The organism is Shouchella sp. JSM 1781072 (assembly GCF_041949915.1).
Lineage (GTDB): Bacteria > Bacillota > Bacilli > Bacillales > Bacillaceae_D > Shouchella.
This window is the reverse complement of record NZ_JBHFQE010000001.1, coordinates 402,056-428,485: the sequence shown is the minus strand read 5'-3', so window position 1 is coordinate 428,485 and position 26,430 is coordinate 402,056. Positions and strand designations below refer to the sequence as shown.

Annotated in this window: 29 protein-coding genes and 1 other annotated feature; of the genes, 5 read left to right on the top strand and 24 right to left on the bottom strand. The window is 40.7% G+C overall.

Features of this window, described 5'->3' with window-relative positions:
• Positions 1-10 precede the first annotated feature (10 nt).
• The 7 genes from ACE1TH_RS02240 to ACE1TH_RS02210 all read right to left on the bottom strand — a co-directional run bounded on the left by ACE1TH_RS02240 (position 11) and on the right by ACE1TH_RS02210 (position 9,682).
• The gene (locus ACE1TH_RS02240) at positions 11-2,374 is read right to left on the bottom strand and encodes an endonuclease MutS2 (RefSeq protein WP_375078303.1); all 2,364 of its coding nucleotides are present in this window, start codon (positions 2,372-2,374) and stop codon (positions 11-13) included.
• Positions 2,350-4,095, bottom strand: coding sequence for a DNA polymerase/3'-5' exonuclease PolX (gene polX / locus ACE1TH_RS02235; RefSeq protein WP_375078302.1), 1,746 nt, complete (start codon positions 4,093-4,095; stop codon positions 2,350-2,352). Before polX ends, ACE1TH_RS02240 begins: the two co-directional genes overlap by 25 nt.
• Positions 4,096-4,144: 49 nt before the next feature.
• Positions 4,145-4,684 carry a CvpA family protein gene (locus ACE1TH_RS02230; protein ID WP_255223588.1) on the bottom strand — a complete coding sequence of 180 codons (540 nt, stop codon included), beginning with the start codon at positions 4,682-4,684 and terminating at the stop codon, positions 4,145-4,147.
• Between the two features lies 1 nt (position 4,685).
• Positions 4,686-4,922 (bottom strand): cell division protein ZapA, encoded by a 237-nt coding sequence (gene zapA / locus ACE1TH_RS02225; protein ID WP_099301444.1) that lies wholly within the window; start codon positions 4,920-4,922, stop codon positions 4,686-4,688.
• 227 nt (positions 4,923-5,149) lie between these two features.
• A complete protein-coding gene (gene pheT, locus ACE1TH_RS02220) occupies positions 5,150-7,576 on the bottom strand; it encodes a phenylalanine--tRNA ligase subunit beta (RefSeq protein WP_375078301.1) in 2,427 nt (808 codons plus the stop codon).
• A gap of 14 nt (positions 7,577-7,590) precedes the next feature.
• Complete coding sequence (gene pheS / locus ACE1TH_RS02215) at positions 7,591-8,625, bottom strand: phenylalanine--tRNA ligase subunit alpha (protein ID WP_099301446.1); 1,035 nt, start codon at positions 8,623-8,625, stop codon at positions 7,591-7,593.
• 313 nt (positions 8,626-8,938) lie between these two features.
• Positions 8,939-9,682 (bottom strand): TrmH family RNA methyltransferase, encoded by a 744-nt coding sequence (locus ACE1TH_RS02210; RefSeq protein WP_375078300.1) that lies wholly within the window; start codon positions 9,680-9,682, stop codon positions 8,939-8,941.
• Between the two features lie 117 nt (positions 9,683-9,799).
• Here ACE1TH_RS02210 and sspI point away from each other — a divergent pair, with 117 nt between their 5' ends.
• Both sspI and ACE1TH_RS02200 read left to right on the top strand, forming a co-directional pair.
• Positions 9,800-10,006, top strand: coding sequence for a small acid-soluble spore protein SspI (gene sspI / locus ACE1TH_RS02205; RefSeq protein WP_099301448.1), 207 nt, complete (start codon positions 9,800-9,802; stop codon positions 10,004-10,006).
• A 105-nt stretch (positions 10,007-10,111) separates the two neighbouring features.
• Positions 10,112-10,294 carry a hypothetical protein gene (locus tag ACE1TH_RS02200; RefSeq protein WP_099301449.1) on the top strand — a complete coding sequence of 61 codons (183 nt, stop codon included), beginning with the start codon at positions 10,112-10,114 and terminating at the stop codon, positions 10,292-10,294.
• A gap of 7 nt (positions 10,295-10,301) precedes the next feature.
• Here ACE1TH_RS02200 and ACE1TH_RS02195 read toward each other — a convergent pair whose 3' ends face one another.
• On the bottom strand, positions 10,302-10,586 hold the full coding sequence (locus ACE1TH_RS02195; RefSeq protein ID WP_375078299.1) for a hypothetical protein: 285 nt from the start codon (positions 10,584-10,586) through the stop codon (positions 10,302-10,304).
• 15 nt (positions 10,587-10,601) lie between these two features.
• Positions 10,602-11,678: a M42 family metallopeptidase gene (locus tag ACE1TH_RS02190; protein ID WP_375078787.1), complete on the bottom strand. Its 1,077-nt coding sequence runs from the start codon at positions 11,676-11,678 to the stop codon at positions 10,602-10,604.
• A gap of 160 nt (positions 11,679-11,838) precedes the next feature.
• On the opposite strand from ACE1TH_RS02190, the gene ACE1TH_RS02185 reads away from it, so the two are divergent.
• Positions 11,839-12,237, top strand: coding sequence for a sigma-w pathway protein ysdB (locus ACE1TH_RS02185; RefSeq protein WP_099301451.1), 399 nt, complete (start codon positions 11,839-11,841; stop codon positions 12,235-12,237).
• A gap of 58 nt (positions 12,238-12,295) precedes the next feature.
• Here the strand turns inward: ACE1TH_RS02185 and ACE1TH_RS02180 are convergent, their stop codons facing one another.
• The 12 genes from ACE1TH_RS02180 to ACE1TH_RS02125 form a co-directional block, all read right to left on the bottom strand.
• Entirely contained in the window at positions 12,296-13,822 is a 1,527-nt protein-coding gene (locus ACE1TH_RS02180; RefSeq protein WP_099301452.1) for a solute symporter family protein, read from the bottom strand.
• Positions 13,819-14,145: a DUF485 domain-containing protein gene (locus ACE1TH_RS02175; protein WP_375078298.1), complete on the bottom strand. Its 327-nt coding sequence runs from the start codon at positions 14,143-14,145 to the stop codon at positions 13,819-13,821. Before ACE1TH_RS02175 ends, ACE1TH_RS02180 begins: the two co-directional genes overlap by 4 nt.
• A gap of 141 nt (positions 14,146-14,286) precedes the next feature.
• Positions 14,287-14,871, bottom strand: coding sequence for a TVP38/TMEM64 family protein (locus ACE1TH_RS02170; protein ID WP_099301454.1), 585 nt, complete (start codon positions 14,869-14,871; stop codon positions 14,287-14,289).
• A 29-nt stretch (positions 14,872-14,900) separates the two neighbouring features.
• Positions 14,901-15,158, bottom strand: a complete 258-nt coding sequence (locus tag ACE1TH_RS02165; protein WP_375078297.1) for a DUF1294 domain-containing protein — start codon at positions 15,156-15,158, stop codon at positions 14,901-14,903.
• A 56-nt stretch (positions 15,159-15,214) separates the two neighbouring features.
• On the bottom strand, positions 15,215-15,574 hold the full coding sequence (gene rplT, locus ACE1TH_RS02160; RefSeq protein WP_255223592.1) for a 50S ribosomal protein L20: 360 nt from the start codon (positions 15,572-15,574) through the stop codon (positions 15,215-15,217).
• Positions 15,575-15,606: 32 nt separating this feature from the next.
• Entirely contained in the window at positions 15,607-15,810 is a 204-nt protein-coding gene (gene rpmI / locus ACE1TH_RS02155; RefSeq protein ID WP_099301457.1) for a 50S ribosomal protein L35, read from the bottom strand.
• 38 nt (positions 15,811-15,848) lie between these two features.
• Positions 15,849-16,352: a translation initiation factor IF-3 gene (infC, locus tag ACE1TH_RS02150; RefSeq protein ID WP_099301458.1), complete on the bottom strand. Its 504-nt coding sequence runs from the start codon at positions 16,350-16,352 to the stop codon at positions 15,849-15,851.
• A 66-nt stretch (positions 16,353-16,418) separates the two neighbouring features.
• Positions 16,419-16,541: a sequence feature (ribosomal protein L20 leader region), on the bottom strand.
• Between the two features lie 60 nt (positions 16,542-16,601).
• Positions 16,602-17,795: an ABC transporter permease gene (locus ACE1TH_RS02145; protein WP_176554278.1), complete on the bottom strand. Its 1,194-nt coding sequence runs from the start codon at positions 17,793-17,795 to the stop codon at positions 16,602-16,604.
• 22 nt (positions 17,796-17,817) lie between these two features.
• Positions 17,818-18,489, bottom strand: coding sequence for an ABC transporter ATP-binding protein (locus ACE1TH_RS02140; protein ID WP_099301460.1), 672 nt, complete (start codon positions 18,487-18,489; stop codon positions 17,818-17,820).
• On the bottom strand, positions 18,486-19,817 hold the full coding sequence (locus tag ACE1TH_RS02135; RefSeq protein WP_375078296.1) for an efflux RND transporter periplasmic adaptor subunit: 1,332 nt from the start codon (positions 19,815-19,817) through the stop codon (positions 18,486-18,488). The genes ACE1TH_RS02140 and ACE1TH_RS02135 overlap by 4 nt, the downstream gene beginning before the upstream one ends.
• Positions 19,818-20,540, bottom strand: coding sequence for a YIP1 family protein (locus tag ACE1TH_RS02130; protein ID WP_375078295.1), 723 nt, complete (start codon positions 20,538-20,540; stop codon positions 19,818-19,820).
• Positions 20,541-20,695: 155 nt separating this feature from the next.
• Positions 20,696-21,067, bottom strand: a complete 372-nt coding sequence (locus ACE1TH_RS02125; protein ID WP_099302141.1) for an OsmC family protein — start codon at positions 21,065-21,067, stop codon at positions 20,696-20,698.
• A 132-nt stretch (positions 21,068-21,199) separates the two neighbouring features.
• On the opposite strand from ACE1TH_RS02125, the gene ACE1TH_RS02120 reads away from it, so the two are divergent.
• Positions 21,200-21,736 carry a GrpB family protein gene (locus ACE1TH_RS02120; protein ID WP_099301463.1) on the top strand — a complete coding sequence of 179 codons (537 nt, stop codon included), beginning with the start codon at positions 21,200-21,202 and terminating at the stop codon, positions 21,734-21,736.
• Complete coding sequence (locus ACE1TH_RS02115; RefSeq protein ID WP_099301464.1) at positions 21,733-22,053, top strand: hypothetical protein; 321 nt, start codon at positions 21,733-21,735, stop codon at positions 22,051-22,053. Before ACE1TH_RS02120 ends, ACE1TH_RS02115 begins: the two co-directional genes overlap by 4 nt.
• A 115-nt stretch (positions 22,054-22,168) precedes the next feature.
• Here the strand turns inward: ACE1TH_RS02115 and ACE1TH_RS02110 are convergent, their stop codons facing one another.
• The 3 genes from ACE1TH_RS02110 to thrS all read right to left on the bottom strand — a co-directional run bounded on the left by ACE1TH_RS02110 (position 22,169) and on the right by thrS (position 26,163).
• The gene (locus ACE1TH_RS02110) at positions 22,169-23,092 is read right to left on the bottom strand and encodes an aldo/keto reductase (protein WP_375078294.1); all 924 of its coding nucleotides are present in this window, start codon (positions 23,090-23,092) and stop codon (positions 22,169-22,171) included.
• Positions 23,093-24,088, bottom strand: a complete 996-nt coding sequence (locus ACE1TH_RS02105) for a Gfo/Idh/MocA family protein (RefSeq protein WP_255223599.1) — start codon at positions 24,086-24,088, stop codon at positions 23,093-23,095.
• 146 nt (positions 24,089-24,234) lie between these two features.
• The gene (thrS, locus tag ACE1TH_RS02100; RefSeq protein WP_375078293.1) at positions 24,235-26,163 is read right to left on the bottom strand and encodes a threonine--tRNA ligase; all 1,929 of its coding nucleotides are present in this window, start codon (positions 26,161-26,163) and stop codon (positions 24,235-24,237) included.
• Positions 26,164-26,430 lie beyond the last annotated feature (267 nt).

The window sequence follows — 26,430 nt, the reverse complement described above, 5'->3', positions numbered from 1 at the left end:
CACGAGCCCCCTATTTTAATTCCACTACCGTATTGCCGATCCCGCCTTCATTCATGCCACCATCTCTAGATGATTTAATTCGAGGGTGATTTGCGACAAGCTGTTTAACTCCTTTACGTAAAGCACCCGTACCTTTTCCGTGAATGATTGAGACTTGGTGATAACCAGCAAGCAAAGCATCATCAATGTATTTTTCAATTTTATTCATCGCTTCATCATAACGGACACCTCGTAAATCCAATTCTGATTTCACATGTGCGTCGTTGCCGCGGATGGTTGTAATGGTTTTCTGAGGTTCTTGTGCTTTCGGTTGATCAAGTACGTGCATGTCATCTAGCGCAACCGTCATTTTCATGATACCTAGCTGAACTTGATAATCCGTTTCATTAATTTTTTTAAGCACTGTCCCTTTTTGGTTAAAACTAATGACTTTTACCTCGTCACCAGCTTGCGGGGTTTTTTTAGCTTTTTCTGCCGCTTTTTTCACTTGCTTTTGTTTTTTATTCAGCTTTGGCGTTGCTTCTGATAGCTGTTTTCGGGCATCAATGAGCTGATGCTCTTTCACACGGTATCCTTCTTTTTGCATATCCCTTAATTCGGATATAATTACTTCTGCTTCTTCTTGAGCATCTGCAACTGCCTTTGCCGCCTTTGCTTCTGCTTCTTCCATTACTTTTTCTTTCATGGCTTCAAATTCTTCAAGTTTTTTCTCTAGATCCGATCGCAAACGCTCTGCTTCAGAACGGATTTTCGATGCTTCGCTCCACTCTCGCTCCGACAATTTCCGGCTATCTTCAAGAGAAGAGATCATATTTTCGACTTGGGTAGAATCACTATCAATTTGTAATTTCGCCTCATCAATAATACCTTCCGCTAAACCCAATCGCCTTGAAATCGCAAATGCGTTGCTTCGTCCAGGTACACCAACAAGCAGGCGGTATGTTGGTCTTAACGTTTCCACATCGAATTCCACACTTGCATTAATAGCCCCTTCACGGTTAAATGCATACCCTTTTAACTCACTATAGTGGGTGGTGGCCGCTGCTAACGCTCCTTTTTTGTACACATGATCGAGAATCGAAATGGCGAGGGCAGCCCCTTCGGTTGGGTCGGTCCCTGCTCCAAGCTCGTCAAATAATACAAGGCTTTGAGCATTCATATCTTCAAGGATTGAAACGATATTTTTCATATGAGATGAAAAGGTACTTAAGCTCTGTTCAATCGATTGCTCATCTCCGATATCTGCAAATACATGTTCAAACACCGCAAGCTCCGTTTCTTCATTCGCAGGAACATGCAGACCAGACTGACCCATTAAGGTAAGCAAGCCAATTGTCTTTAACGTGACTGTTTTCCCTCCGGTATTTGGTCCAGTAATAACAAGTGAACGAACCTCGTTGCCCATTGCGATATCACTTGGTACCACTTCATCAGCAGGTAATAATGGATGGCGTGCTTGCCTCAAATCAATTACACCTTGGTCATTTAACTTCGGCTGGACGGCTTTCATTGATTTCGCGTAATATCCTTTTGCTGCAATAAAGTCTATTTTTGCTACAATCTCTACATTCGTTAGCAATTGATCTGCTTCTTCTGCTACCTGGGCAGACAGGGCTGTTAAAATTCGCTCAATCTCTCTTTTCTCTTTCGCTTTTGCTTCCGTTAACTGGTTATTTAGCGTCACGATAGAAGATGGTTCTATAAACAATGTCGCTCCTGACGACGATTGATCGTGAACAATCCCACCAAAGCTACCACGATATTCTTGCTTTACAGGAACCACGTAACGGTCACCACGAATCGTCACAATTGCATCCGACAACATTTTTCTCGTCCCGCTTGCACGGGTTATGGATTCTAATTTTGATTTAATTGTTGATTCAAAGCTTCGGATCTGATGACGAATTGTACGCAATGATTGACTAGCCTGATCTAAAACCGCACCGTAGTCATCAATACATTGTTTAATTTCTTTTTCAAGTGGAGATAGAGGCTCTAGCTCTTGAATCAACTCTTGAAGAAGCGGGATCTCGATGTGCCCTTCTTCCTCAATTTCCTCGAAGAAATAGTTTAGTTGCTTACTCCCGTATAGCGTTCCAGCTATTTCAGTTAGCTCACTAGCAGAAAGAACTCCGCCAATTGCAGCTCGCTTTACATGCGGTTTTATATCACTAATTCCCCCTAAAGGAATGTGACCTTTAAGGCGAATGACTGTACTCATTTCACCAGTCTCATTTTGCATAAGTTGAACGTCTTCCATATTTATCGATGGCTTTAGCGCCTGTACTTGTTGCTTTCCAAGGCTCGATGCCACAAACGTCATTAGCTGTGACTTCATCTTGCCATATTCTAGTACTCGGAGAACGTGCTCCATGATGAAAGCCTCCTATCTTGCTTTTTCATAGTTAACCATGCGGATAGTTTCTCTTTTGACCAAGTATTTATGATCTGATTTTGGTTTAAACGCGCTTTCGCTGCTTGTCCGTATCCATATTTCACATCATCAAGCATTGTAATCCGATGGGCATCTGAATTTATGGAAATCGGTATTCCTACTTCCGCCGCTCGTTTCAACCACTTCACTTCTAAATCAAGTCGATTTGGGTTAGCATTTAACTCAAGTGCGGTACCCGTTTCTTTTGACCACTGGATGAGCTGCTCGACATCAACGCTATATCCCTCTCGCTTTCCAATAAGACGCCCTGTAGGATGGGCAACTAAATCAACTGCCGGATGGAACATAGCTGCTTTTAATCGAGCCATGATTTGCTCCTCGCTTTGTGAAAACGATGAATGAATGGACGCAATAACGAAATCAACGGATGCTATGACATCATCCGGATAGTCCAAACGACCATCAGGTAAAATGTCCATCTCAACACCGGTAAACACATGCACATGCTTGTTTTCTTTATTCAATTGACGAATAGCTTGATGCTGTTGGTTTAAACGTTCGATTGTAAGTCCATTGGCTACTTTTAAAAACTGCGAGTGATCCGTAATCGCTATATAATGATAGCCTCTTTCTCCTGCAGCCTCAACCATTTCTTCAATCGATTGTGCGCCATCACTCCACGTTGTATGCATATGGAGGTCCGACTTCATTTCATAAGAAAATGCTTGAGGGTCAAGGTCGATTTCCGTTCCGTCTTCTCTTGCTTCTGGAGGAATGTAGCCAAGACCAAAATGTTTAAAAAAGGACGTTTCATCTTTGAACGTTAAAAGGTCACCTGACTCCAACACTTCTACACCATACTCATTAATCTTCTCCCCTTGTTGTTTTGCTAACTGTCTCATTCGAACATTATGATCTTTTGAGCCTGTAAAATGGTGCAAGGCCGTCGCAAAAGCATCATCCTCTACTAGCCGAAAATCAACGGAAATTGTATGGTGCGCTATTTTTATATCGAGCGAAATTTTCGTATCCCCTTTAGAGATAACATCTGTCACGCCAGTTAATTCGAGCAGCTGTTGTTTAACAACTGCAGGCTCATCTGTAGCGATAATATAATCTAAATCTTTGACAGTTTCTCTTAAACGTCTTAAGCTACCTGCTCGGCCGTAGCGGATAATCCCTGTACAATCGTTTAACTGCGCTTCAATGTTCGCTGCAATCGGTAAAACAGCCGCTAGTGGAAGTCGCTCTGGCCGCACACTCCACGTTTCAATTACTTGAATGATTTTTTCTTCTGATTTAGCACCAAAACCTTCTAACGCCTGAATTTTATTTGCTTGGGCAGCTTGAAGCAGTCCATCTTTGTCTTCAATTCCTAGCTCGCGATATAAGCGACCTACTTTTTTCCCTCCGAGACCAGGAACATGCATTAACTCTACTAAAGTGGCAGGCAAACTTTCTTGTAATTCAACAAGAACAGTCGATTGACCCGTTTCCTTAAGTTCTTTAATGACTTCTGCTGTCGCTTTTCCAATTCCCGGTAGATCCTGCGGCTTCTCCATTTCTTGAAGGGGACGTTCATCTTTTTCGAGTGCTTGAGCCGCTTTGCGATACGCTGATATTTTAAAGGCGTTTTCTCCTTTAATTTCAAGATAAAGCGCAATGTCTTCAAGCGCTTTAATAACTTGTTTCTTATCCATTTATTTGTCGCTCCTTTACAAAAAAAAGCTCGCTATGCGCGAGCTGTCATTAAAATGAAGGCCTTACCCATAATTCACTTAACCAATCTGATAAATAAGGTGTATGTTCAATCATCATTCCTGCAACAACAGACGATTGAAGTGCGCTTTGAACACCTTCAACTGGTACTACGGTTGCGACGAATAGCAAAATAAATAGTAAAAGGTAAATTTCTAGAAATCCTAATACGCCACCTAATAGCCGATTGACGGTTTTTAAGATTGGTAAATGCGAAACGAAGTCTAACATCGAACCTATAATATGCAAGATAATTTTGGTAACGAAAAATAGGATCGCAAACGCAATGGCAGAATAATAAACACTTTCTGCATCAAATGATTGAATAATCATCCCAATTGTACCGTCGCTCGAAAAATCCGGATAGGGAATATATAATCGAATGGTATTCGCTAATGGCTCATAATAACGCCACGCAATAAAAATTGCTACAAAAAAGCTCACTAAATGGATTAACTGCAGAATAAATCCTCTACGTCTCCCTATAAAGAAGCCAAAAAGCAACAATACAAGAATCACTAAACTGAGCATCTTACTCTCCTTCAATATCTCGCTTTAATTTTAAATAGTCATCCGCAATGTTTAACGCTGTTAAAACGGATAATTTTGTTGTATCTAAATATGGATTTCTCTTTTTTAATTCATCCATTTTTCCGTCTATATATTTGGCAACCGCTTTGACATGGGCAGTTTGTTCTTCACTCACCACATTATACGTTTGACCTTGAATACGGACTGTCGTCCTCGTTTTATTGTCATCATTTTCCACGAGAGAACCTCCAAACCGTTAAGGCATTTAGTTGAAACTAATCTTCATGATACCATGTCGCACTAAAATTGGAAACTGCTAAATCCAGTCAATCCCATGCTCATTCGCTTTTTAGGTAAAAATTGATTGAATTTATAAATAGAAGCTTCCCTCATTGACCTTGCATTAATAGGTGACAAAGCAAAACGAGCCCTCTTGAAGACAAGAGAGCTCGTTCCTTTTAGTCTTTATGAGCGTAGTTTCGCTTGATACGTGTCCGTTAACGCTTGAAGTACCTGATCGTGCTGTGCTTGTACTTCCTCATCTGTTAATGTCCGTTCATTATGTCGATAGGTTAATGAAAACGCAACGGATTTTTTCCCGTCTTCTAGATGTTCGCCTTCGTATAAGTCAAACAACTTCACGTGCTTTAATAAATCGCCTCCAGTCGAACGAATGACTGTTGTAAGGTCAGCAACTGGAATCGTTTTATCAACAACAAGTGCAATATCACGGACAATTGCTGGAAATTTCGGTACGCCTTGATAAACAGTCGTTTGGTTCGCTGAAGTTACAAGTCCTTCAAGTTTTAACTCAAACACGTAGGCTTCATCGATATCCCACTCCGCTTGTAGAGCAGGGTGAACCTGACCAATTACGCCAATCGCAATGCCGTCAAACAAGATTTCAGCTGTACGTCCTGGATGAAAATCTTGTTGCTCTGTTTGCTTAAAAGCTATGCGATCCATTAAAGCGAGCTCAACAAACACTTGCTCCAACATCCCTTTTAATAAAAAGAAATCGCTTTGTTTCTTCTCTGCTTGCCACATATGGTTAAGAAACGTGCCACTTATTAAACCTGCTAACCGTTCTTCTTCTTTAGGTATTTCCGTCAAGGTTGTTTCTTCCGTTAAGAACACGGATCCTAATTCATAGATGAAAAGGTCTTGATTGCGATGGTTCCGATTATGTGCTGCAATATCAAATAAATGTGGCAACAAACTTGTACGCATTACACTGCGCTCTTCACTCATCGGCTTATCGATTCGAATTGGCTCATAACCATCCTCAACGAAACGAGCTGCTTTTTTCGGACTCGTTAATGAATAGCTGATTACATCTGATAGCCCAGCACCGCTAAGGGCACGTTGAATTTGTGAACGGACAGCTTGCTTCCAAGAACGCTTTCCTTGCGTTGTCGTTCCCAGTGGGAGCGTTGAAGGGATGTTATCGTACCCATGAATCCGCGCCACTTCTTCATACAAATCTTCTTTAATGACAAGGTCTTTTCGACGCTGTGGAATCGAAACAACAAGATCTTGGTCCACTTTTTCACAAGGTAACTGGAGCCGACCCATGATACTAGCCACTTCAGAAATGGTTAATTCTGTTCCTAAGCGATGGTTCATTTGCTCTAAGTTTAACGAAATCGTGGTTTCTTTTTTATCGCGATGATCTTGAGTCACTTCGCCACTTAGAATTTGTCCACCAGCAAGTTCTTGGATTAAATAAGCGGCTCTTCTAGCTGCTTCTCCAATTCTGCCTTCATTGATTCCTTTTTCAAATCGTGCACTTGAGTCACTTCGAACATTGCTTAGTTTCGAAGACTTTCGAACAAGGGCAGGTGAAAATGAAGCTGCTTCTAATACAACCGTTGTCGTCGCATCTGTTACTTCAGAATCCAGTCCTCCCATAACTCCTGCTAAAGCAACGGGCTCTTTCCCGTTTGTTATCACAAGCTGTTCGCTCGCTAACGTTCTTTCAATCCCATCTAATGTCGTAAACGCTTCACCTTCTGCTGCGCGGCGAACGTGAATTTCACCTGTTCCAAGCGCATGAAAATCAAAAGCATGTAGAGGCTGTCCATATTCAAGCAGTACATAGTTCGTAATATCGACCACATTGCTAATCGGACGAATACCCGCTGCCATCAAACGATTTTGAAGCCAGGCTGGGGACGGAGCAATGGTTACATTTTTAATAACAAGAGCTTGATAATACGGTGTATCTTCAGCATCTTCTACTTGTACACGAATATGCTCTTCCGCCGTTTCTTTAATTTCGCGCACTTTGATTTTAGGCATTTTCACAGGTCGATCGTACAATGCCGCTAACTCATAGGCCACGCCAATCATATGCATACAGTCTGAACGATTCGCTGTTAAATCAAGTTCAAGCACACGATCGTGTAAAGCCATAGCGGATAAAACATCGTCGCCAGGCGCTACTTCTGCTGCCTCCGGGAAAACATAAATGCCTTCTGCATAGCGCTTCGGAACAAGCTTCCCTTCTATTCCTAACTCCTGTAACGAGCAAATCATCCCTTGAGAAAGCTGACCTCTTAATTTCGCCTTCTTAATCTTCACATCTCCTGGTAAACGTGCCCCTACTTTTGCGACTGCAACGTACTGACCTGCATCAACATTTGGCGCACCACATACAATTTGCACGTGCTCCTCTTCACCAATGTCTACTTGGCATACATTCAGCTTGTCCGCATCAGGATGTTGTTCTTTTGTGGTCACGTACCCGACCACAACGTTGCTTGCGCCTTTATTCCGATCGTGAATAAAATCAATTTCGATCCCACTCCGCGTCATTTTCTCAGCAATCTCTTCTGGCGTGACATCATGAAGCTCAATGTACTCCTGCAACCAATCGTATGAAACTAACATTTATCTCTCTCCCCTCACTTTGTTTGAAATTGTTGTAAAAACCGCACATCATTCGTGTAAAACTGACGAATGTCATCAATGTCATATTTAAGCATGGCTAGTCGTTCTACGCCCATTCCAAATGCAAAGCCGCTATATTCGTTTGGATCAAAACCGCTCATTTCTAATACACGTGGATGGACCATTCCGGCACCTAATACTTCAATCCATCCAGATTGCTTGCATACACGACATCCTTGTCCTTTGCAAATACCGCATGAAACGTCAATCTCAACAGACGGTTCTGTAAATGGAAAGAAGCTTGGACGTAGACGAATTTCGCGATCTTGTCCGAAAAATTGTTTGGCGAATAACTCTAACACGCCTTTTAAATCACTCATGCGTACATCTTTATCCACATATAATCCTTCAGTTTGCATAAATTGATGGGAGTGAGTGGCATCATCATCATCACGACGGAATACTTTTCCGGGAACGATTACTTTGACAGGGCCCTTTCCTTCATGAGCTTCCATTGTTCTCGCTTGTACTGGTGATGTCTGTGTGCGTAACAGCATCTCTTCCGTAATATAGAAAGAATCTTGCATATCACGAGCAGGGTGTTCTTTTGGTAAATTCAACGCTTCAAAATTGTAATAATCCGTTTCAATTTCAGGTCCTTCACCAATTGAGAAACCCATTCCAAGGAAAATGTCTTCAATCTCCTTCACAACACTGTTAAGCGGATGCACAGTCCCTTGTTTCCCTTCTCTTCCAGGTAACGTGACATCGATGGTCTCTGACTTCAGCTTTTCTTCCATTGCCGCAGAAGCCATTGTTTCCATCTTCGCATCTATCGCTGTTTTAATGTCGTCTCGGACAACATTTGCTAGCGCACCTATAACAGGACGTTCTTCTGCCGATAATTTGCCCATCCCACGTAATACTTCCGTGATCGGTCCTTTTTTTCCTAAGTATGCGACGCGCACTTCTTGTAGTTCTTTTTCTGATTGCGCGCCTTCAATTTTTGTTAACGCTTCTTGTTTTAAAGCCTCTAATTGATCTCGCATCGTATAGCCTCCTTTATAGTTCAAGACACAAAAAAAGAGCCTCCATCCCCATGGAAAGGGACGAAAGCTCGTGGTACCACCCTTAGTTTACATACGTAAAACGTTGACTTCATTCTTATAACGGCTCAACACCGGATTCATCCTTTAAAGACGACAGCTCAAGAGTGAATTCAGCTCATCCGTTCCTTGATGTTGCTCCCAGTCATGGCAACATCTCCCTGTAAGGTGGTCTTAAACGTACTACTCTCCATCATTGCTTTTCATTGTATTTAATTGTCCTCTATTATAATCAACTTACACGTCACTTGCAAGGTTACCTTTGTAAAGAAAACAATAAGATCCCAGTTGCAATGCCAACGTTTAGCGATTCTGCCCGTTCATGTATCGGGATATACACATTCTCTGTGGTTTTTTCAAGCAAAGAAGGTTGAACCCCTTCACCTTCATTTCCAACAAGCAAAGCAAACGATTCGTACGTGACGTTTTTATTTAATGGCTTAGCATTTGTCAGAGCTGTCCCAATAACTGGTGTATTCACGTCTTTACAAGCATCTACCCACTGGTGTAAATCGCCATGATAAACAGGCAGATGAAACAGCGCTCCTTGAGTAGAACGAATGACCTTGTCATTATATAAATCAACGGTACCATGTCCACATACAACCGCTGTTACATTCATCGCCAAAGCCGTTCTAATGATAGTACCAACATTCCCAGGATCTTGAAGACGATCTAGAAATACATACGTTCCTGTTAAAGAATAAGGCTCTTTCCATTTCTTTTTTCTGCAAACCGCCATTACGCCTTGTGCAGTTTCTGTTTGCGATAATTCCTTCATCACCCCAGGAGTGACATAGAATACATCGCCAGCAAAAGACGTACGCCATTCCTCTCGAGTCGTGATAATCGCTTCCAAGTCAAAAGTTGCCGCGATCGCCTCTTCTACAAGATGCTCTCCTTCAATTAAAAATAATCCGCTTTGTTCTCGTCCCTTTTTTGTATGAAGCTTCTTCCAAGCTTTTACTCGTTCATTTTTTGTTGATTCAATCGTTTTCAAGCATTTGCCCTCACTTTATCCAATCACTTCTAACTAAAGAATAGCTGGTTTTGTACATAATTACTAGCCCATTTAAGCCATACTATCCATGATTCATTTACTTTAGGAGGTTGTCAAATGGGATTTAATTTACGTGGTGCAATTATGTCTAATATCCAAGGTTCAAGTCAAGAAGATGTTGAAGCAACGATTTTAGACGCCATTCAAAGCGGCGAAGAAAAAATGCTTCCTGGCCTTGGGGTTCTCTTTGAAGTTTATTGGCAACAAGCCGATGAATCGAGTAAAGATCAGCTCTGTTCTGAAATCAGTAAAGGGTTGAACTAAAAAAAGCGAGCGATTCCGCTCGCTTTTTCTATTGCTTTTGCGGCGACTATTCAATGTGACAAGCGCATAAGATGGAAGCATGTCTGTCTTCGAAAGGAAGATCCTATGCTTTATCGGTGGTTTTTTTCACTTGTTGCGCTTGTATTACTCGCTTATAGTGTATGGTTTATGTTTCAACATCCAATGGATACATACGGCTTTCGTGGTTTTCGTTTTTTTCTATTCATGCTCCATGTCAGTATTTTTTTATATGGAATTGACTTAATTCGTAATCGATCGTACCAATAATGATTTATTAATTCATGTAAACAACATTCATTAAAATCATTAACACAATGACACTTATGCCAATTAATACCCATGGGGCTAATTTCCACTTCCCTGTTTCCCCTTTACCAATTGAAGCCAAACTAAATCCTACCCCTGCAAAAAGAACGAGTAAAGCAATCGAGCCTAATGCATTTGTTACCCATGCAGGAAACGTTGTCGCAAATCCTGTAACAAGGAAAACCGTAAACACACTTAACATAATCGCAGAAATGAACGTTAAAACAAATGACCATTTACCAAACACATTCATGATAGAACTCCCTTTTTAGCCAAACGTTAACTGTTTTACCGTGTCTGCGTCTAATTTTTTAATGACTTCAACGAGTAATTTCACCGTATTTTCATAATCGTCTCGATGAAGAATACCTGCATGCGTATGAATGTAACGCGTTGCTACGGTAATGGATAATGCAGGTACACCGTTTGCCGTCAAGTGAATAGAGCCAGAATCCGTTCCACCACCAGCTAGTGAATCGTACTGATACGGGATATTGTTTTCATCTGCCGTATTGACCACGAGATCACGAAGCTCTTTATGAGGGATCATAGATGCATCAAACAGAATTATTTGCGGGCCTTTACCAAGCGTCCCTTCTCCTTTTGTCCCTGGTGTATCAGCGCCAATTCCAACATCTACGCCGAAGCCAATATCTGGTTGTATGGCGTGGGCACTTGTCTTTGCTCCCCTTAATCCAACCTCTTCTTGAACCGTACCGACCCCATAAACTATATTTGGATGTTGTTCGTTTTGTAGTTGTTTTAACACATCAATGGCAATGGCACAGCCAATTCGGTTATCCCACGCTTTAGCCATCAGCATCTTTTCATTATTCATAACAGTAAACTCACATACAGGAACAATCGCATCACCAGGTGTAACACCGAATTCTGCTGCTTCTTCTTTTGAACTTGCCCCTACATCAATAAACATGTCTTTAATATCAACAGGTTTTTTTCTCGCTTCAGGCGTTAAAACATGCGGTGGTTTTGATCCAATAACCCCTGTTACATTTCCTTTTTTCGTCATAATGGTTACCCGTTGCGCAAGCATCACTTGCCCCCACCAACCACCAATTGTTTGAAAACGTATAAACCCTTTATCATCAATCGACGTTACCATAAAGCCAATTTCATCTAAATGACCGGCAATCATAATTTTAGGGCCATTCTCATTTCCTACTTTCTTCGCAATTAAGCTTCCAAGATGATCGGTTTCAATTGTGTCCGCGTAAGGCGTTATGTATGATGTCATCACATCTCTTGCTTCTTTTTCAAAACCAGAAATTCCATTCGCATCCGTTAAAGCTTTTAACATCTGTAACGTTTGATCCACTTTTAGCACTCCTTCAATTATCATTATATGTAGTATAGCGAAATTTCTTTTTTTCAACAAACGTTTAGTAGACAAGTTCAGCGGGAAACTTTATAACTAATAATGAAACCTAACGATCTCTTTACACGTATGGATAAAAAGAGGACGATTTTGAGAGGAGCTGCTTGTTATGCTTGTGATTCTGTTTCAAATCTTAATGATCACAGCTATTATTGTTATTGCTTATAGCCTCATAAAATATACATTGAAACCAGAAAGAAAGCTCTCTAAGGCACAGGAGAAGCGCGAATTTTATTTTCTCGATGATGAAGATAACGTCAGAAAAAATTTCTTTATTACGTATAAAGGACTTATGTTTGAAGGGGAAAAATACCTTGAGGCTACTTCTGATTCCTTCGACGTCACCCGCATTCAAATGCATACGGATGCCCATACATTAAAAGGCTTTCGCTATGAAGATTTCCACTTTCTTGAGGAAGAAATTCGCATTCGCTATCCACAAGCTGTAATTGAATGGAACCAACCTGTAAAAGCGTTTCTAAAAAAATCAAACCCTACCAATACTTGATTCAGGAAAAGAAGCGATCGACTCTGAGCCGAACGCTTCTTATTTACTGCGATTTGATTTACTCTGCTTGTTTCAATCCTACGTTTGCTCTAACTTTCACTTCAGCGTACTTCTGCTCATTCCGTTCTTTTGAAAGGAATGTACCGACAATTCCACCTAAAAAGCCGATTGGTACAGAAATGATTGCCGGATTCGTTAAGTCAATTAACGGTTCACCTGTAATAAAAGCCCCACCATCTGCTCGAATCACGTTTGGACTAACAGCGACTAAAAAGAGAGCAGACAGTAATCCCGACAGCATCGCCGTAATTGCTCCAGCCGTATTAAAGCGCTTCCAATAAATGGTGTACACAATAACAGGTAGATTCGCACTCGCCGCTACGCAAAAGGCTAATGCCACTAAAAACGCCACATTTAAATTTTGTGCGAAAAGGGCTAGCACAATAGAAAGAATAGCGACAGTTACAGATGCAAGTCTTGCTGCAACAACTTCCTGCTTCGGCGTCGCTTTGCCTTTTTTAACAATTTGTCCGTAAACATCGTGAGCAAAAGCAGAAGCTCCTGATAAAACGAGTCCTGCAACCACCGCTAAAATTGTCGCAAAAGCTACAGCGGCTACAAACGACATAAATAGTTCACCACCAAGTTCTTGTGCTAACAACGGAGCCGCCATATTTCCAGCCGGGTTTGCTTCCATAATGGCCTCTGAACCAACAAATGCAGCAGCACCAAATCCTAAGAAAATGGTTAATAGATAGAAAATCCCTACGATCCAAGTAGCGGTCACAACAGAACTTCTTGCAGTTTTCGCATCTCGGACTGTAAAGAAACGCATTAAGATATGCGGCAGTCCCGCCGTACCAAGAACTAATGCAAGCATTAATGAAATGGAATCAATCGGTGCTCTCCCTTGACCACCAGGATTCAAAAAACCAGATCCTTCATTGGCACTAACTGTCGAAAACATTTCTAAAATATTGAAATTAAATTGAATCAGCACCATGATTGAAATGAGAACCGTTGCAATCATGAGAAGTGTTGCTTTTACAATCTGTACCCAGCTCGTTGCAGTCATGCCACCAAACAATACGTACGTTGTCATCATGACTCCAACTAATAACACTGCCCACGTGTAAGGAATATCAAATAATAATTGAATGAGTGCTCCCGCCCCTACTAGCTGTGCAATCATGTAAAAAACAACGATGGTAATTGTACTTCCAGCCGCAACACCACGAACCTTTCTAGCATCAAAGCGAGAGTGGATCATATCCGCAAGCGTGTATTTACCTAGATTACGCAATGGCTCAGCGACAATGAACATGACAACAAGATACGCTACTAAATAACCGATGCTATAGAAAAACCCATCAAAGCCGAATAGTGCAATGGCCCCTGCTATTCCCAAAAACGAGGCCGCTGACAAATAATCTCCTGCAATCGCAAGTCCATTTTGCCAACCTGTTAATCCCCCACCAGCTGTATAAAATTCACTTGCTGTTTTTGTGCGTTTTGCCGCAAAATATGTAATAACTAGGGTAAGCGCAACGATTGCTAAAAATAAAGAGATAACTGCTGCATTCATAGGCTAACCCTCTCTTTCTCTTCATTTTCTTCAATGACTTTGTCTGCAAGTTTATCGAATCGAGCCGCTTTTTTCACGTATAAAATACAAAGAGTCCAAGTCATAATAAACTGCGCGACAGCCAGCACCCATGCCCACGTAATTTCACCAATGACCTGTCCCGTCAAAAGGTCCGTGTAAACAGCTAATATAGGTAAAGAAAAATAAAAGATCATAAAAAAGATAATTGAAGGAATTAAGAATGCTTTTTTCTCTTTCATCAACTGTCTAAATGAAGGACTTTTCTCAACTTTCTCATAATACGTATCCTGTTTTTTTCTCATAAAACCCCTCCTCGATTCATTCATCGCTTAGACTAATTTCTTTACTCCCCCTTCACGTATGTGAATATACTCATTTTATGTAAACGCTAACAATAAGTCAATTAATAATTTTCTAAAAATTATTTCCGAACAAAAGACCCCTTACTTTTGCAGTATTGGGGCCTCTATATCATCTGTATGAATTGGGTCATCGTGTTTTTTCGGGCGTAAGATGAACATAAATAAAAGTAAAAATAAAGCAAAAGCCACTACTCCCGGAAGTGGAAGTTGATGAATTAACCCTCCGAACGCTGTATACACAACTGCAGGTGAGATATTTATGATTGCCGACGTTTTTACATAATCACGATAATTTTTGGATTCTTCCATAACATAGAATGATAGTGCATGAAAATGGACAAATGGCATAATTCGTAGTAGTAGTAGTTGCCAAATATTCACGTTCCCTTTTGAACCAAAAAGCTTTTCTTTAATCCCTTTTAATTTTTCATAGATGCTTGGAAACCGTTCGATCAGCCAATAAAAGGTTAGACTCACGCCCATTAACCCAGCATATGAAAAAATCATCCCGTAAAACATGCCAAATACATAGCCCCCGGCTAATGTAACGAGTAAAACAGGTAGAAAAAGGATTGGACGTATAATGTGAAGGATGATAAACAACATTGGTGCGTACCATCCAGCAGCTTCAATATAGGCGAGAGTATCATTTAGCAAGCCTTCCATAGTTACGCCTCCTTCTTTTCATGTATATGCTACAATAACGAGTAAATGAACAACCCTATCCCTATTTGAATGAGGATGATTGATGGTATCCCATATTTAAATCCAGATTTTCTTGTTTTGTGTCGAAACACATACATGCCTGCTAAAAGACCTACACTTCCGCCTATGAGTGCTAATAAAAACAGACTTTTTTCTGGTACCCGACTTTTTCGGTTCCGTGCGTTGTGCTTATCCATACCCATTAACAGCATTGTAAAAACCGAAAGCAGCGATAGATAAATAATCATTCTATAACTTCCCCTATATACTTTAAAAAAGTACAGCCACGGGGCTGTACTTTTTATTAATTATTTAAGCTAGCTTTTGCTTGATCTGCTAATTGAGCGAATGCTTTTTCATCATTCACTGCTAGCTCAGCAAGCATTTTACGGTTTACATTAATTTCAGCAAGCTTTAGTCCGTGCATAAGACGGCTGTAAGAAAGACCATTCATACGCGCCGCAGCGTTAATACGTGTGATCCAAAGTTTACGGAAGTCACGCTTTTTCTGACGACGGTCACGGTATGCATACTGAAGTGATTTCATTACTTGTCCTTGTGCGGACTTAAATAACGTATGTTTAGAACCGTAATATCCTTTAGCTAGTTTTAAAACCTTTTTACGACGACGACGAGCGACATATCCACCTTTTACTCTTGGCATCGCAAATCCCTCCTTCTATCTGAACGAACAGTTTATTTTTTCTTGTATGTTAGCATTTGACGAATACGTTTGAAGTCTCCAGAGTGAACGATCGCAGACTTACGTAGCTTACGCTTTTGCTTTTGAGACTTGTTACGGAACATATGGCTAGTAAACGCGTGTGAACGCTTTAGCTTGCCAGTTCCTGTTTTCTTGAAACGCTTTGCAGCGCCACGGTGAGTTTTCATTTTAGGCATAATAACGTCCTCCTTTTAACTAATCCTAAAAACTATAATTATTTCTCCGCTTTTGGAGCCATAATGAGAAACATGCTGCGCCCTTCCATTTTCGGACGAGCTTCAATAGTGGCAACATCTTCACATTCTTTTGCAAGACGCTCTAGTACGTCACGCCCAATTTGAGAGTGCGTAATTGCACGACCGCGGAAACGAATTGAAGCTTTTACCTTATCGCCTTTTTCAAGAAATTTACGCGCATTTTTTAATTTCGTATTAAAGTCATTGTCTTCAATCGTTGGACTAAGACGAACTTCTTTAACCGTAACAATTTTTTGGTTTTTACGCGCTTCCTTCTCTTTTTTCTGCTGCTCATAACGGTATTTTCCGTAATCCATGATACGGCAGACAGGCGGTTTCGCATTTGGTGCCACGCAGACAAGGTCAAGATTTACTTTTTGCGCCATTTCCAGTGCTTCATGCTTTGATTTCACGCCAATTTGATCGCCATTAGCGCCAATTAAACGTACTTCTCGAGCTCGAATCCCTTCATTGACCAACATGTCCTTGCTAATAATGAGCCACCTCCAGTGGTTTTTGTGATGCAGCTAAAGCAATATAAAACGTCGATACGCAAAAAAATGCGAGTACACACGGCACCCACATTTAATCAGCTTAATTTAAAAAACTGACGGTTTCTAACCTGACAACAAACGTCAACAGGTGAGAAGCGGGTGCTTCTTCTTGCTTTATTTGACTAACACAAAAGCTACTATATCACGATTCAACTTCCCTGTCAACGGAATGTAGATCTATTCATAACGAAGTGCATCAACTGGGTTCAGTTTTGCAGCTTTATTTGCCGGAAGGATTCCGAAAATGATTCCTACAACAACTGAAAACGTTGAAGCGATGACAATTACTGGGATGGATAAAGCAACATCTAAGTTAAAGCCTGATCCAATTAGAAGCACGAGAGCACTTCCAACAACAATGCCTATGATTCCACCTAAAAAAGTTAAGACAACTGATTCGACAAGAAATTGTAGCATAATCTGCCCTGTTGTGGCACCCATTGATTTACGGATACCAATTTCTTTTGTTCGTTCAGTAACCGATACAAGCATAATATTCATAACGCCAATGCCGCCAACAAGCAAGGAAATTCCAGCGATACCCCCAATAATGATTGTAATAATTTGTGTAATGCCTGCATCTGCTTCTAAATATTGACTGGAATCATGACTTTGGTAAGCGTCTACTGTATCGTGATTCGTATTCAGTGTATGAATGGTGTCAGCTACTGCCCACTCAGCAGACTCAACAGATTCTGATCGGATGCTAAGCCCTGAATAACCCTCCCGGAAAAAAACTTGCTTCCACGTTTCATAGGGCATAATAACTTGTGTACTGTCATAGCTAAGCACGCTCTCTGAAGGTGCTAATACACCAACTATTTCAATGGGGTATGCCCCAATTTTAATCGATTGCCCCACTGGCGACTCATACGGAAAAAGCATCTCTGCTAAAGATGGGCTAAGAACAGCTTTTCCTGTTCCTGCTAGAAAATCAATAGGTGTTAACAATGCTCCATCCATTGCCTCGTAGCCATAAAGATCAAAATAGTGCATCGTTGTGCCAAGAATTTCCGCTTCACTCTCTTGTTCATTGACCGTTAAATTTCGATAATCATAGGCTGTTGCTACAACCGCTTGAACATCAGACAGTTGCTCAATGTCTTCAATATCACGTTCAGTAAATTGCTGTCCATACCATATATTCGGGTTTTGCATTTGATCTTCTTCTGAAGGCTCAAAGAAAACTTGTCGAATATTCTCAACGCCAATCATTTGTTCTTTTAACTTTTGTTCAGCTCCTTGCCCAATTGCGACAACCATGATTACTGCTGCAACCCCTATAATAATTCCAAGTGTCGTTAAAATAGCGCGCATCTTTTGAGCGGCGATTGAACTAAAAGCCATTTTTATGTTTTCAATAATATTCACTGATTCAATCCTTTCCCCAACCTTACGATGCAGCTTCTTGAAGTTTCCCGTCTCGAACATAAACGATGCGATCTGTTTTCGCAGCAACTTCCGTTTCATGGGTAATAATGACGACCGTTGCACCTGCTTGATTCAATTCTCGCAGCAGCTGGATGATTGACTCACTTGTCTTTGTATCAAGTGCACCAGTCGGTTCATCCGCTAAAATTAATGACGGGTTATTTACTATTGCCCGGGCAATTGCCACACGCTGTTTTTGCCCCCCTGATAAAGACGTTGGTTTATAGTGTACGCGATCTGCTAACCCGACCTTTTCTAACGCTGCAAACGCTCGCTGCTTTCGTTCTTTTTTCTTCATTCCACTATAGATTAGTGGAAGCTCAACATTTTTCCAGGCTGATTGCCGTGGAAGTAAATGAAACTGTTGAAACACGAAGCCGATTTTTCGGTTCCGAATTCGAGCAAGTTGTTTTGGCGTTTGCATGCCAATGATTTCTTCATCCAACGAATATTGACCAGTTGTCGGCTTGTCTAAACAACCTAGAATATTCATAAGCGTTGATTTGCCCGAACCAGAAGGCCCCATAATAGACATGAAGCTGCCCTTTTCAATCGTTAACTCGATTGGCGCAAGTACTTGTGACCAGGTAGGACCTAATCGAAACGATTTCGTCACTTGATTTAACGTAATCACAACTCATCATCCCCCTCTTGCTCTTCTAGTTCAGGGTCATCCTCTTCTATAAAGTCATCTTCAAACAATTCTCCATCTTCAATCTCATATTCTTCCTCGAAACCGTCTTCGAAGCCCTCGTCTTCATCATTTTCTTCCATGATTTCATTTGGTGTAATGAGCATGCCTTCTGTTACGATACCCATATAATCGGCAATAACAAGATCTTCTTCCGTTAACCCTTCTAAAATTTGGACAGCATAGTCGTTTGCATAATCGATTTCAACATCTCTACGAACCGCGACCCCGTCTTCGTACACAAACACATAACTGCCCAATTCATCATAAAGGACGAGTCCCATATCGAGCGTTAAACCCATTTCCTCACTCGTCACGATCTCTGCCATCATTTGATAACCAGGACGCAATTGCTCTGTGTCGCCTTCTGTAATTTGAATCGTAACAGGATACTGAGAGCCTGCTGAATCGCCATACCATTCATCACTTTCAGCTGGAAAATAGGCCACATCAACCACTTCTCCTGTCCAAAATCCATCTTCAATTGAATCTGAGTACATCGAAGCTACGTGACCAAGCTCAACGTCCATTGATTGACGTTCTGACACATTGCCTGTAATGGTAAACTGTGTTGTATCCGCAATTTCCATTAACGGCAATGAATTTCCGAAATCGTCGGTCGTGTCTCCCTGATCATTAATGCTTAGAACCTTTCCATTAATGGAACTTGTCAACGTTCGCTCTTCTTTTTGTTTCTTCGCTGTCTCTAGCTGGTTTTCAAGTCGAGTTAAAGTGAAATTCTCAGCTTTTTTTTGCTGAGCCAGTTCAGTAAGTTGAGCGTCTAATTCCGCAATCGATACGAGCGGTTCTACTTCCATTCGCTCTCCTGTTTCCTCATCTTCTAAATAAGTCGGTTGAACATCGGGGCTCGATTTTTGCCTGTTTATCTCGGCCTCTGATGACGTTAAACTTGTAATGGTTGCTTGGCTTTGTTGCATTTGCAATTCTATATCTTGAATTTCAAAATCGATTTCTGTTGTACTATATTGCAGAATAGGTGTGCCTTCCTCCACGTCTTCACCTGTCTCAACTAATATCTCATACGCCCCTTCATCTGAGGAAGGTTGTACGATTTGTCGATTTACTAACTCTAAGGAACCAGGCACCATTACCGTTGTACTTAAGTCTTCATACATCGGTGAAACTAGATCAAATAACTCTTCTTGCCCGCTCGCGGCTAAGTCTCTCCCTGTTGTCATTCCATAGATCGTAAATGTGGTAACCGATGCGACCACAAGACCCGCAACAATTCCCTTTGCCCATAGTTTCACTTACAACATGCCTCCTATAACTTGAAAAATAAAGACCACCGCATACATCCCTACACCAACTGCTAACGCTACTAAGCGATCAAAAGCAGCTGTGCGCATTAAACCTATGACGATAAGGATGATAAAGAGAATGGTTGATACTTCTAAACTTGCTAAAAAAGGATAGAGAAGATGTTCTTCACTGACAAATACCGTTGGCGCTGTATAGATATAGCCATACGTACTTGCAATTGTATTCATAATCATTATGTATAAAAATCCGATGCTTGGCACAAGCGAAGCGAAAACCGTCATTGAGTAAAGTGCTCCATACGTTGTTTCACGGTTATGCATCTTACTAAAAGCAAAGAGAAGAAGCGCTAAAGCAGGTGGAATAATTGCAAATATTCCTAAAATCGAAATCCATAAAACCGCTCCCATTATAAAAGATTCAACGTTTATACTTGAAAGTGGATCAGACTCATAATAATACTCATCCATATACATGTCTTCACTATAGGAATCACCTATCCCAGTTGGCAACAGACCGCCTTGTCCAGCTAAAAGAGGAATAAGTAAACCAATTAATACAATGGCTAAAATCAAAAACATTGGACCTAGCGCTCTAGGTTCATAACGAATTCGATCGAACTGTTTAATTGGGCTAAACAGAAATGAAAAAATATTTGGTTTTTTAACGGTATGAATCTCTTCGAGGTCGTACGCCTCACTTCTTTGTTCCATTCCATGATCCCCTTTTTCTTTTTATTTCCTTAATTATACATATAAATGTCGTAAAATGGTGCCACTTTAGAAAAACTTTAGAAAATTTCTTTTCGTTTGAAATTGCACGCAGAAAAAACACCTCGGAATTTCTCACTCCGAGATGTTCACAATCACTATGACTTAATTTGAATCGTTTCCGTAATTAAAATGCTTCCATTCACCGATTGCACAATTGGACAGTTTTTTGTAGCTAGTTCCAACGCCTTTTCTAGCTTTTCTTGACTCGCTTCTGCCCCTTCTATAATGAACCGTAAATGAACTTCCGTTACTTCATTTACACTTTTTTCATTACGAACAACATCTGCCTCTATATCAATATTTCTGTATGAGAGCCGTTTTTTTTCTAAAATTTTTCTAAATACGCCTCCACTACAAACTGCGATCGATGAAACAAGTAGTTGAAACGGTCTAAAACCAGCTGATTCATCCCCGCTTATATCAAGCTGCCCGTAAGGCAAATCAATTGAATAACCAATGTCTTTCATTTTGTACGTTAGCAAAAGAATACCTCCTTATTTCTTCTAGTATTATACCCTTTTGCGGCGACAAATAACAGACTGGTGATTGACGAGAAAATTCAGTAAAATGAATAACACTACGTGAAGGAGTGATTTTTTTTGCTTGGTTTAAAAAACAATGATGTGTATCTCCTGTCTCATCAAAAAGCCTGGTCAGAAGCATTTCAAACAGAAAAACAGCGATTAACTCACCTATTACGGGCATTTTCACCTACGATTGAACATATTGGCTCAACAGCCATACCAGGAATTAGAGCAAAACCTCTACTTGATCTATGTGTAGGTATTCAATCTTTAACGATTTTTGAGCAATTTCCTTTTGAGAAGCTAAAGCAACATCACTATTATCGTTTGCAAAACGTTAACTTAAAAGACAGATTTGTTATGGCGAAATTTACTAGTCTTGAAACACAAGAAAAATCAGTCGTTCTTCATATTGTTGAGCATGCTTCACCTACATTTAAATCTTTCATCACGTTTCGTGATTATTTACAATCACATCCTTCAGATGCTGAAGGATACGAGGCATTAAAAATTGATTTAGCTCAACGATTTCCGTCAGATCAAAAAGCGTATACAAAAGGGAAAGAAGCATTTATCGCGTCCATCTTAAAAAAAGCAGGAGATGGTTTATGATTGTATCCACCCTATCCCCCAAGAAGCTAACACAACATCATTCGAATGCACTCGCTTTTCCATTAGCCTTAACTAGCGCAGCGACAAACATTTCGTTCATAACCATTGCCAAAGGTGAAAAAATCGGCATGCATCAAGCTCAAACCGGACAACGTTTATGTTGTATTCAAGGCCGAGTGGAAGTAAGATCAAATCAAGAATCTTGTGAGCTACTGCCTTTACAAATGGTTGAGTGGACAGCAAAAGAAAACCATGAAACGATTGCACTAGAAGACGCACAAGTAATTGTGGTTGAGACCATTCAGTTTGAACGTTAAGTAAAAATAGCCCAAAAAGATCTAAAATCGGCGGTGACCCTCTTTGTGATAGGGCCATTGCCAATTTCAGATCAGCATTGTGCTCAGATCTATTTAGATCACTTCTTGTACTAAATTATTTTAAATCTAACCAATCGACTTCATCTTTTGAAAGCGTTAACGCGGCCCCTCTCGCACATGAAATCATTTCTTGTTGATTTTGAGGGCCAATAATAGCTGCTGTTGGGAACGATTGATTAATAACATAAGCAAGAGCGATTTCAATGGTAGTCAGCCCTTTTTCCTTTGCTAAACGTGTTGCACGGTCATAACGCTCCCAATTTTGATCATTATAAAACACCCTGACAAGATCTTCATTGCTTCGATCTTCTCTCGAAAAGCGACCAGTAAAGAAACCTCTTGCTTGGGCTGACCAAGAAAGAACAGGTAGTTTCGTATTGCTGTGCCAATCAACATCTGTCCCTGTCAAACTTAAGCAACCTGGCCAATACGGATCTTGTGCTTTAGCCAAGCTTAGATTGGGACTTGAAAAAGAAAAGCCTTTTAACTGATGTTCAGTCGCGTAGGCATTTGCCTCTTCAAGTCGCTCCACAGACCAATTTGAACCTCCAAACGCTTCGATATACCCATCTTCAATAAAACGATTGAGCCATTCAAGAATTGCGCCAACCGGAACTGTCGGATCGTCACGGTGAAGAGCATATAATTCTACTTTGTCGGTTTTTAAACGGTCCAAGCTTTCTTTTAACTGTTCAGTAAGCTCGTACTGGTTAATGGTGTGGCCCTTTTGATTTGGATGCCCGCCTTTTGTCCACAAATTAATGTTAGAACGATTGCCTTTGTCAATCCAATTCCCAATTGCTTCTTCACTCTTTCCACCATTATAAATATAGGCGGTATCAATCGTATTCCCATCAATACTAAGAAACTGATCAATTATTTCGTTGACTCGGTTTTGCTCATCAGGCGAAAAATAGTCTGATCCCATAATTAACGATGAAATCGGCTTTGGCACACCTGCTATTGAAATCGCTCTCATTTAATGGCCTCCTAAAGAAATACGCGTTTGATTTTGTTGGGATTTCATACAAGCGTCTAGCAATTGTTGATTTTTTAACGAGTCTTCACTTGAAAATAATGGCGCTTCTTCTCCCCATACAGCTCGAACAAATTGGTCCGCTTGTTTTGCATAGTGATTCGTATCATTCACTTCTTTATGGATACCCTCGTCTCCTTTAAAAAGGTCATATCCCTCGCTACCACCTGTAAAAGCGTTTGCAATTTCGATCCTGCCATCAGTTCCTAAAATTTCGACCTCGTTTCGAAAAGCTGACCACATGCCACAATCAAATGTTAAAAACTTTCCATTTGGAAATTCAACAAGTCCTGCCGTAACCATATCCACATAATCATGAGTAGCCGGCGTGAAACTATGAGTCGTTACGGCATTCGGTTCTTCTCCAAAAATCATTCTTGCCAAACTTAGTGGGTACACGCCAACATCAAATAAACTTCCTCCACCGTTCTCTCGCTTCATGCGAAAATTTTGATAATCCCCTGAATTGTTAAATGAGAACGCTGCACGAATGCCTCTTAGTTCGCCTATTTCACCATTTTCGATATCAGTTAGGATCTGTTTGTAACGTAATTGATGACGATACATAAAAGCCTCAACAAGAAGAACATTCGCTTCTTCACAAGCTTTCATCATGTCTTCTACCTCTTTTGCATCTAGTGCTAAAGGTTTTTCACATAGTATATGTTTTTTAGCTGCCGCTGCTTTTTGTACCCATTCCTTATGTAAATGATTCGGTAAAGGAATATAAACCGCGTCAATCTCTGGGTCGGCAAGCAACGCTTCATAAGATCCATATGCGTTCGGAATGGAAAACGCTGTTGCGACTTTTTCCGCTGCCTCCTGTGTACGACTTGCAATTCCGTGAAGTTCCCCTAGTGATGATTCCATAATGCCTGGTATTACCGACTTCTTCGCAATCGTTGCTGTACCTAGAACACCCCATTTTACTGTTTTCATCTTATCCCTCCAATACATGTTCTTCACCTATGCTAGCATAAAAACGAAATAAAATCCTAAACATTCTGCTTATTGCATATATGTACCGAAACAAAAAACCGACTTTCGCAAGTTCATAAGCTGAAAGTCGGTTTAGAGGTATGCATTTATTTACGTGCTTCGGATTGAATCATCTGGACAAATTGATTCAGGGATGTTGATGTTGATTCATTCTCCCCATATTTTCGAATGTTGACTGCATTTGCTTCAACTTCTTTATCGCCTAATACGAGCATATAAGGGATTTTTTGCATTTGCGATTCACGAATTTTGTAGCCGAGTTTTTCATCACGGTCATCAATCTCAACCCGCACTCCAGCTACTTGTAACGTTTCTTGAACATCTTTCGTGTAGTCCAGATGCGCTTCATTTGAAACAGGAATGAGCTGCACTTGCACAGGCGCTAACCACGTTGGCAGAGCTCCTTTATATTCTTCAAGCAAGAACGCAACAAAGCGTTCCATTGTGGATACAACCCCGCGGTGAACAACGACTGGACGGTGTTGCTTCCCATCTTCTCCCACATACGTTAAATCAAACCGCTCAGGTAGCAAGAAGTCGAGCTGGACGGTCGAAAGTGTTTCTTCTTTACCTAGTGCCGTTTTAACTTGGACATCTAATTTCGGGCCGTAAAATGCCGCTTCTCCAATGGCTTCATAATAATCTGCACCAAGTGTGTCCATCGCTTCTTTTAACATCGATTGTGCTTTATTCCACATCTCATCATCATCGAAATACTTTTCCTTATCCTCTGGATCCCGATAAGACAAACGGAACGAATAATTTTCTAGCCCAAAATCTTTATATACTTCTTGGACTAGACGCACAACACGAACAAATTCATCTTTAATTTGATCTGGACGACAGAAAATGTGGGCATCGTTTAACGTCATACCTCTTACACGCTGTAACCCAGAGACGGCACCTGACATTTCGTAACGATGCATCATGCCTAGTTCTGCGATACGGAGAGGCAGTTGACGATAACTACGCATGTCTTGTTTGTAAATCATCATGTGATGCGGGCAGTTCATCGGTCGTAATACGAGCGTTTCATTATCCATTTCCATCGGCGGAAACATATCGTCGCTGTAGTGCTCCCAGTGTCCTGACGTTTTATAAAGTTCTGAAGAACCAAGTATAGGTGTGTAGACGTGCTGATACCCAAGACGTTCTTCCTTATCAACAATATAGCGCTCAATAATTCGACGGATGGTTGCTCCTTTTGGTAACCACATCGGTAAACCTTGTCCCACTTTTTGCGATAATGCAAAAATCCCAAGCTCTTTTCCTAATTTGCGATGGTCGCGCTCTTTTGCTTCTTCAAGCATGCGCAAGTGCGCTTTTAAGTCTTCTTTGTTAAAGAACGCCGTACCATAAATTCGCTGTAGCATTTTATTTTTCGAATCTCCACGCCAGTATGCGCCAGCCGTAGAAAGCAATTTAAATTCTTTCACTTTATTTGTAGACGGAATATGAATCCCTCTACATAAGTCAAAAAATTCTCCTTGCTTATAAATGGTTACATCTTCATTTTCTGGAATGGCTTCAATTAACTCCAGCTTATAGGGATCGTTTATTTCTTTGAATCGAGCAATGGCTTCATCACGACTAACTACTTCCCGTACAATCTCGAGATTCTCAGCAACAATTTTCTTCATCTCTTTTTCAATTTTAGGCAAGTCTTCAGCTGTAATGGATTCATCTGCATCTATATCGTAATAAAAGCCACCTTCAATGACCGGACCGACGCCTAGTTTTACATTTGGAAAAAGACGCTTAACCGCTTGAGCCATTAAGTGGGCCGTACTGTGACGCATAATTTCTAGTGCATCATCAGATGGTGGTGTCACAATTTCAATGTCCCCACTATGAGGTAACGGAGTTTTTAAATCAATTAATTCACCGTTAATCTTTCCTGCTAACGCTTTTTTCTTTAAACCTGGACTTATCGAAGCCGCAATATCTTCTGTTGATGTTCCTTCTGGAAACGACTTTTTCGCTCCGTCGGGGAATACAAACTCCATGTCTGCCATGTCGGTTCAACCTTCCTCTTTTTCAATTTTTTCAAATAAAAAACACTCGTTCCTTAAACAAAAGGGACGAGTGTGGTTTCGTGGTTCCACCCTATTAAAATACTCTACATACACATAACGGTTGCGGGCCGGCTTCAACTACTTAATTCATTGAAGCAGTTCAAAGGTGGTAATGACTCAGCATTGCTTAGGAGCTTCCAGCCTAGACCCCTTTCTCTAGTGAGCAACGTTTTGAGTAATCTTGTCCTTATCATGACTTTTCTTGTA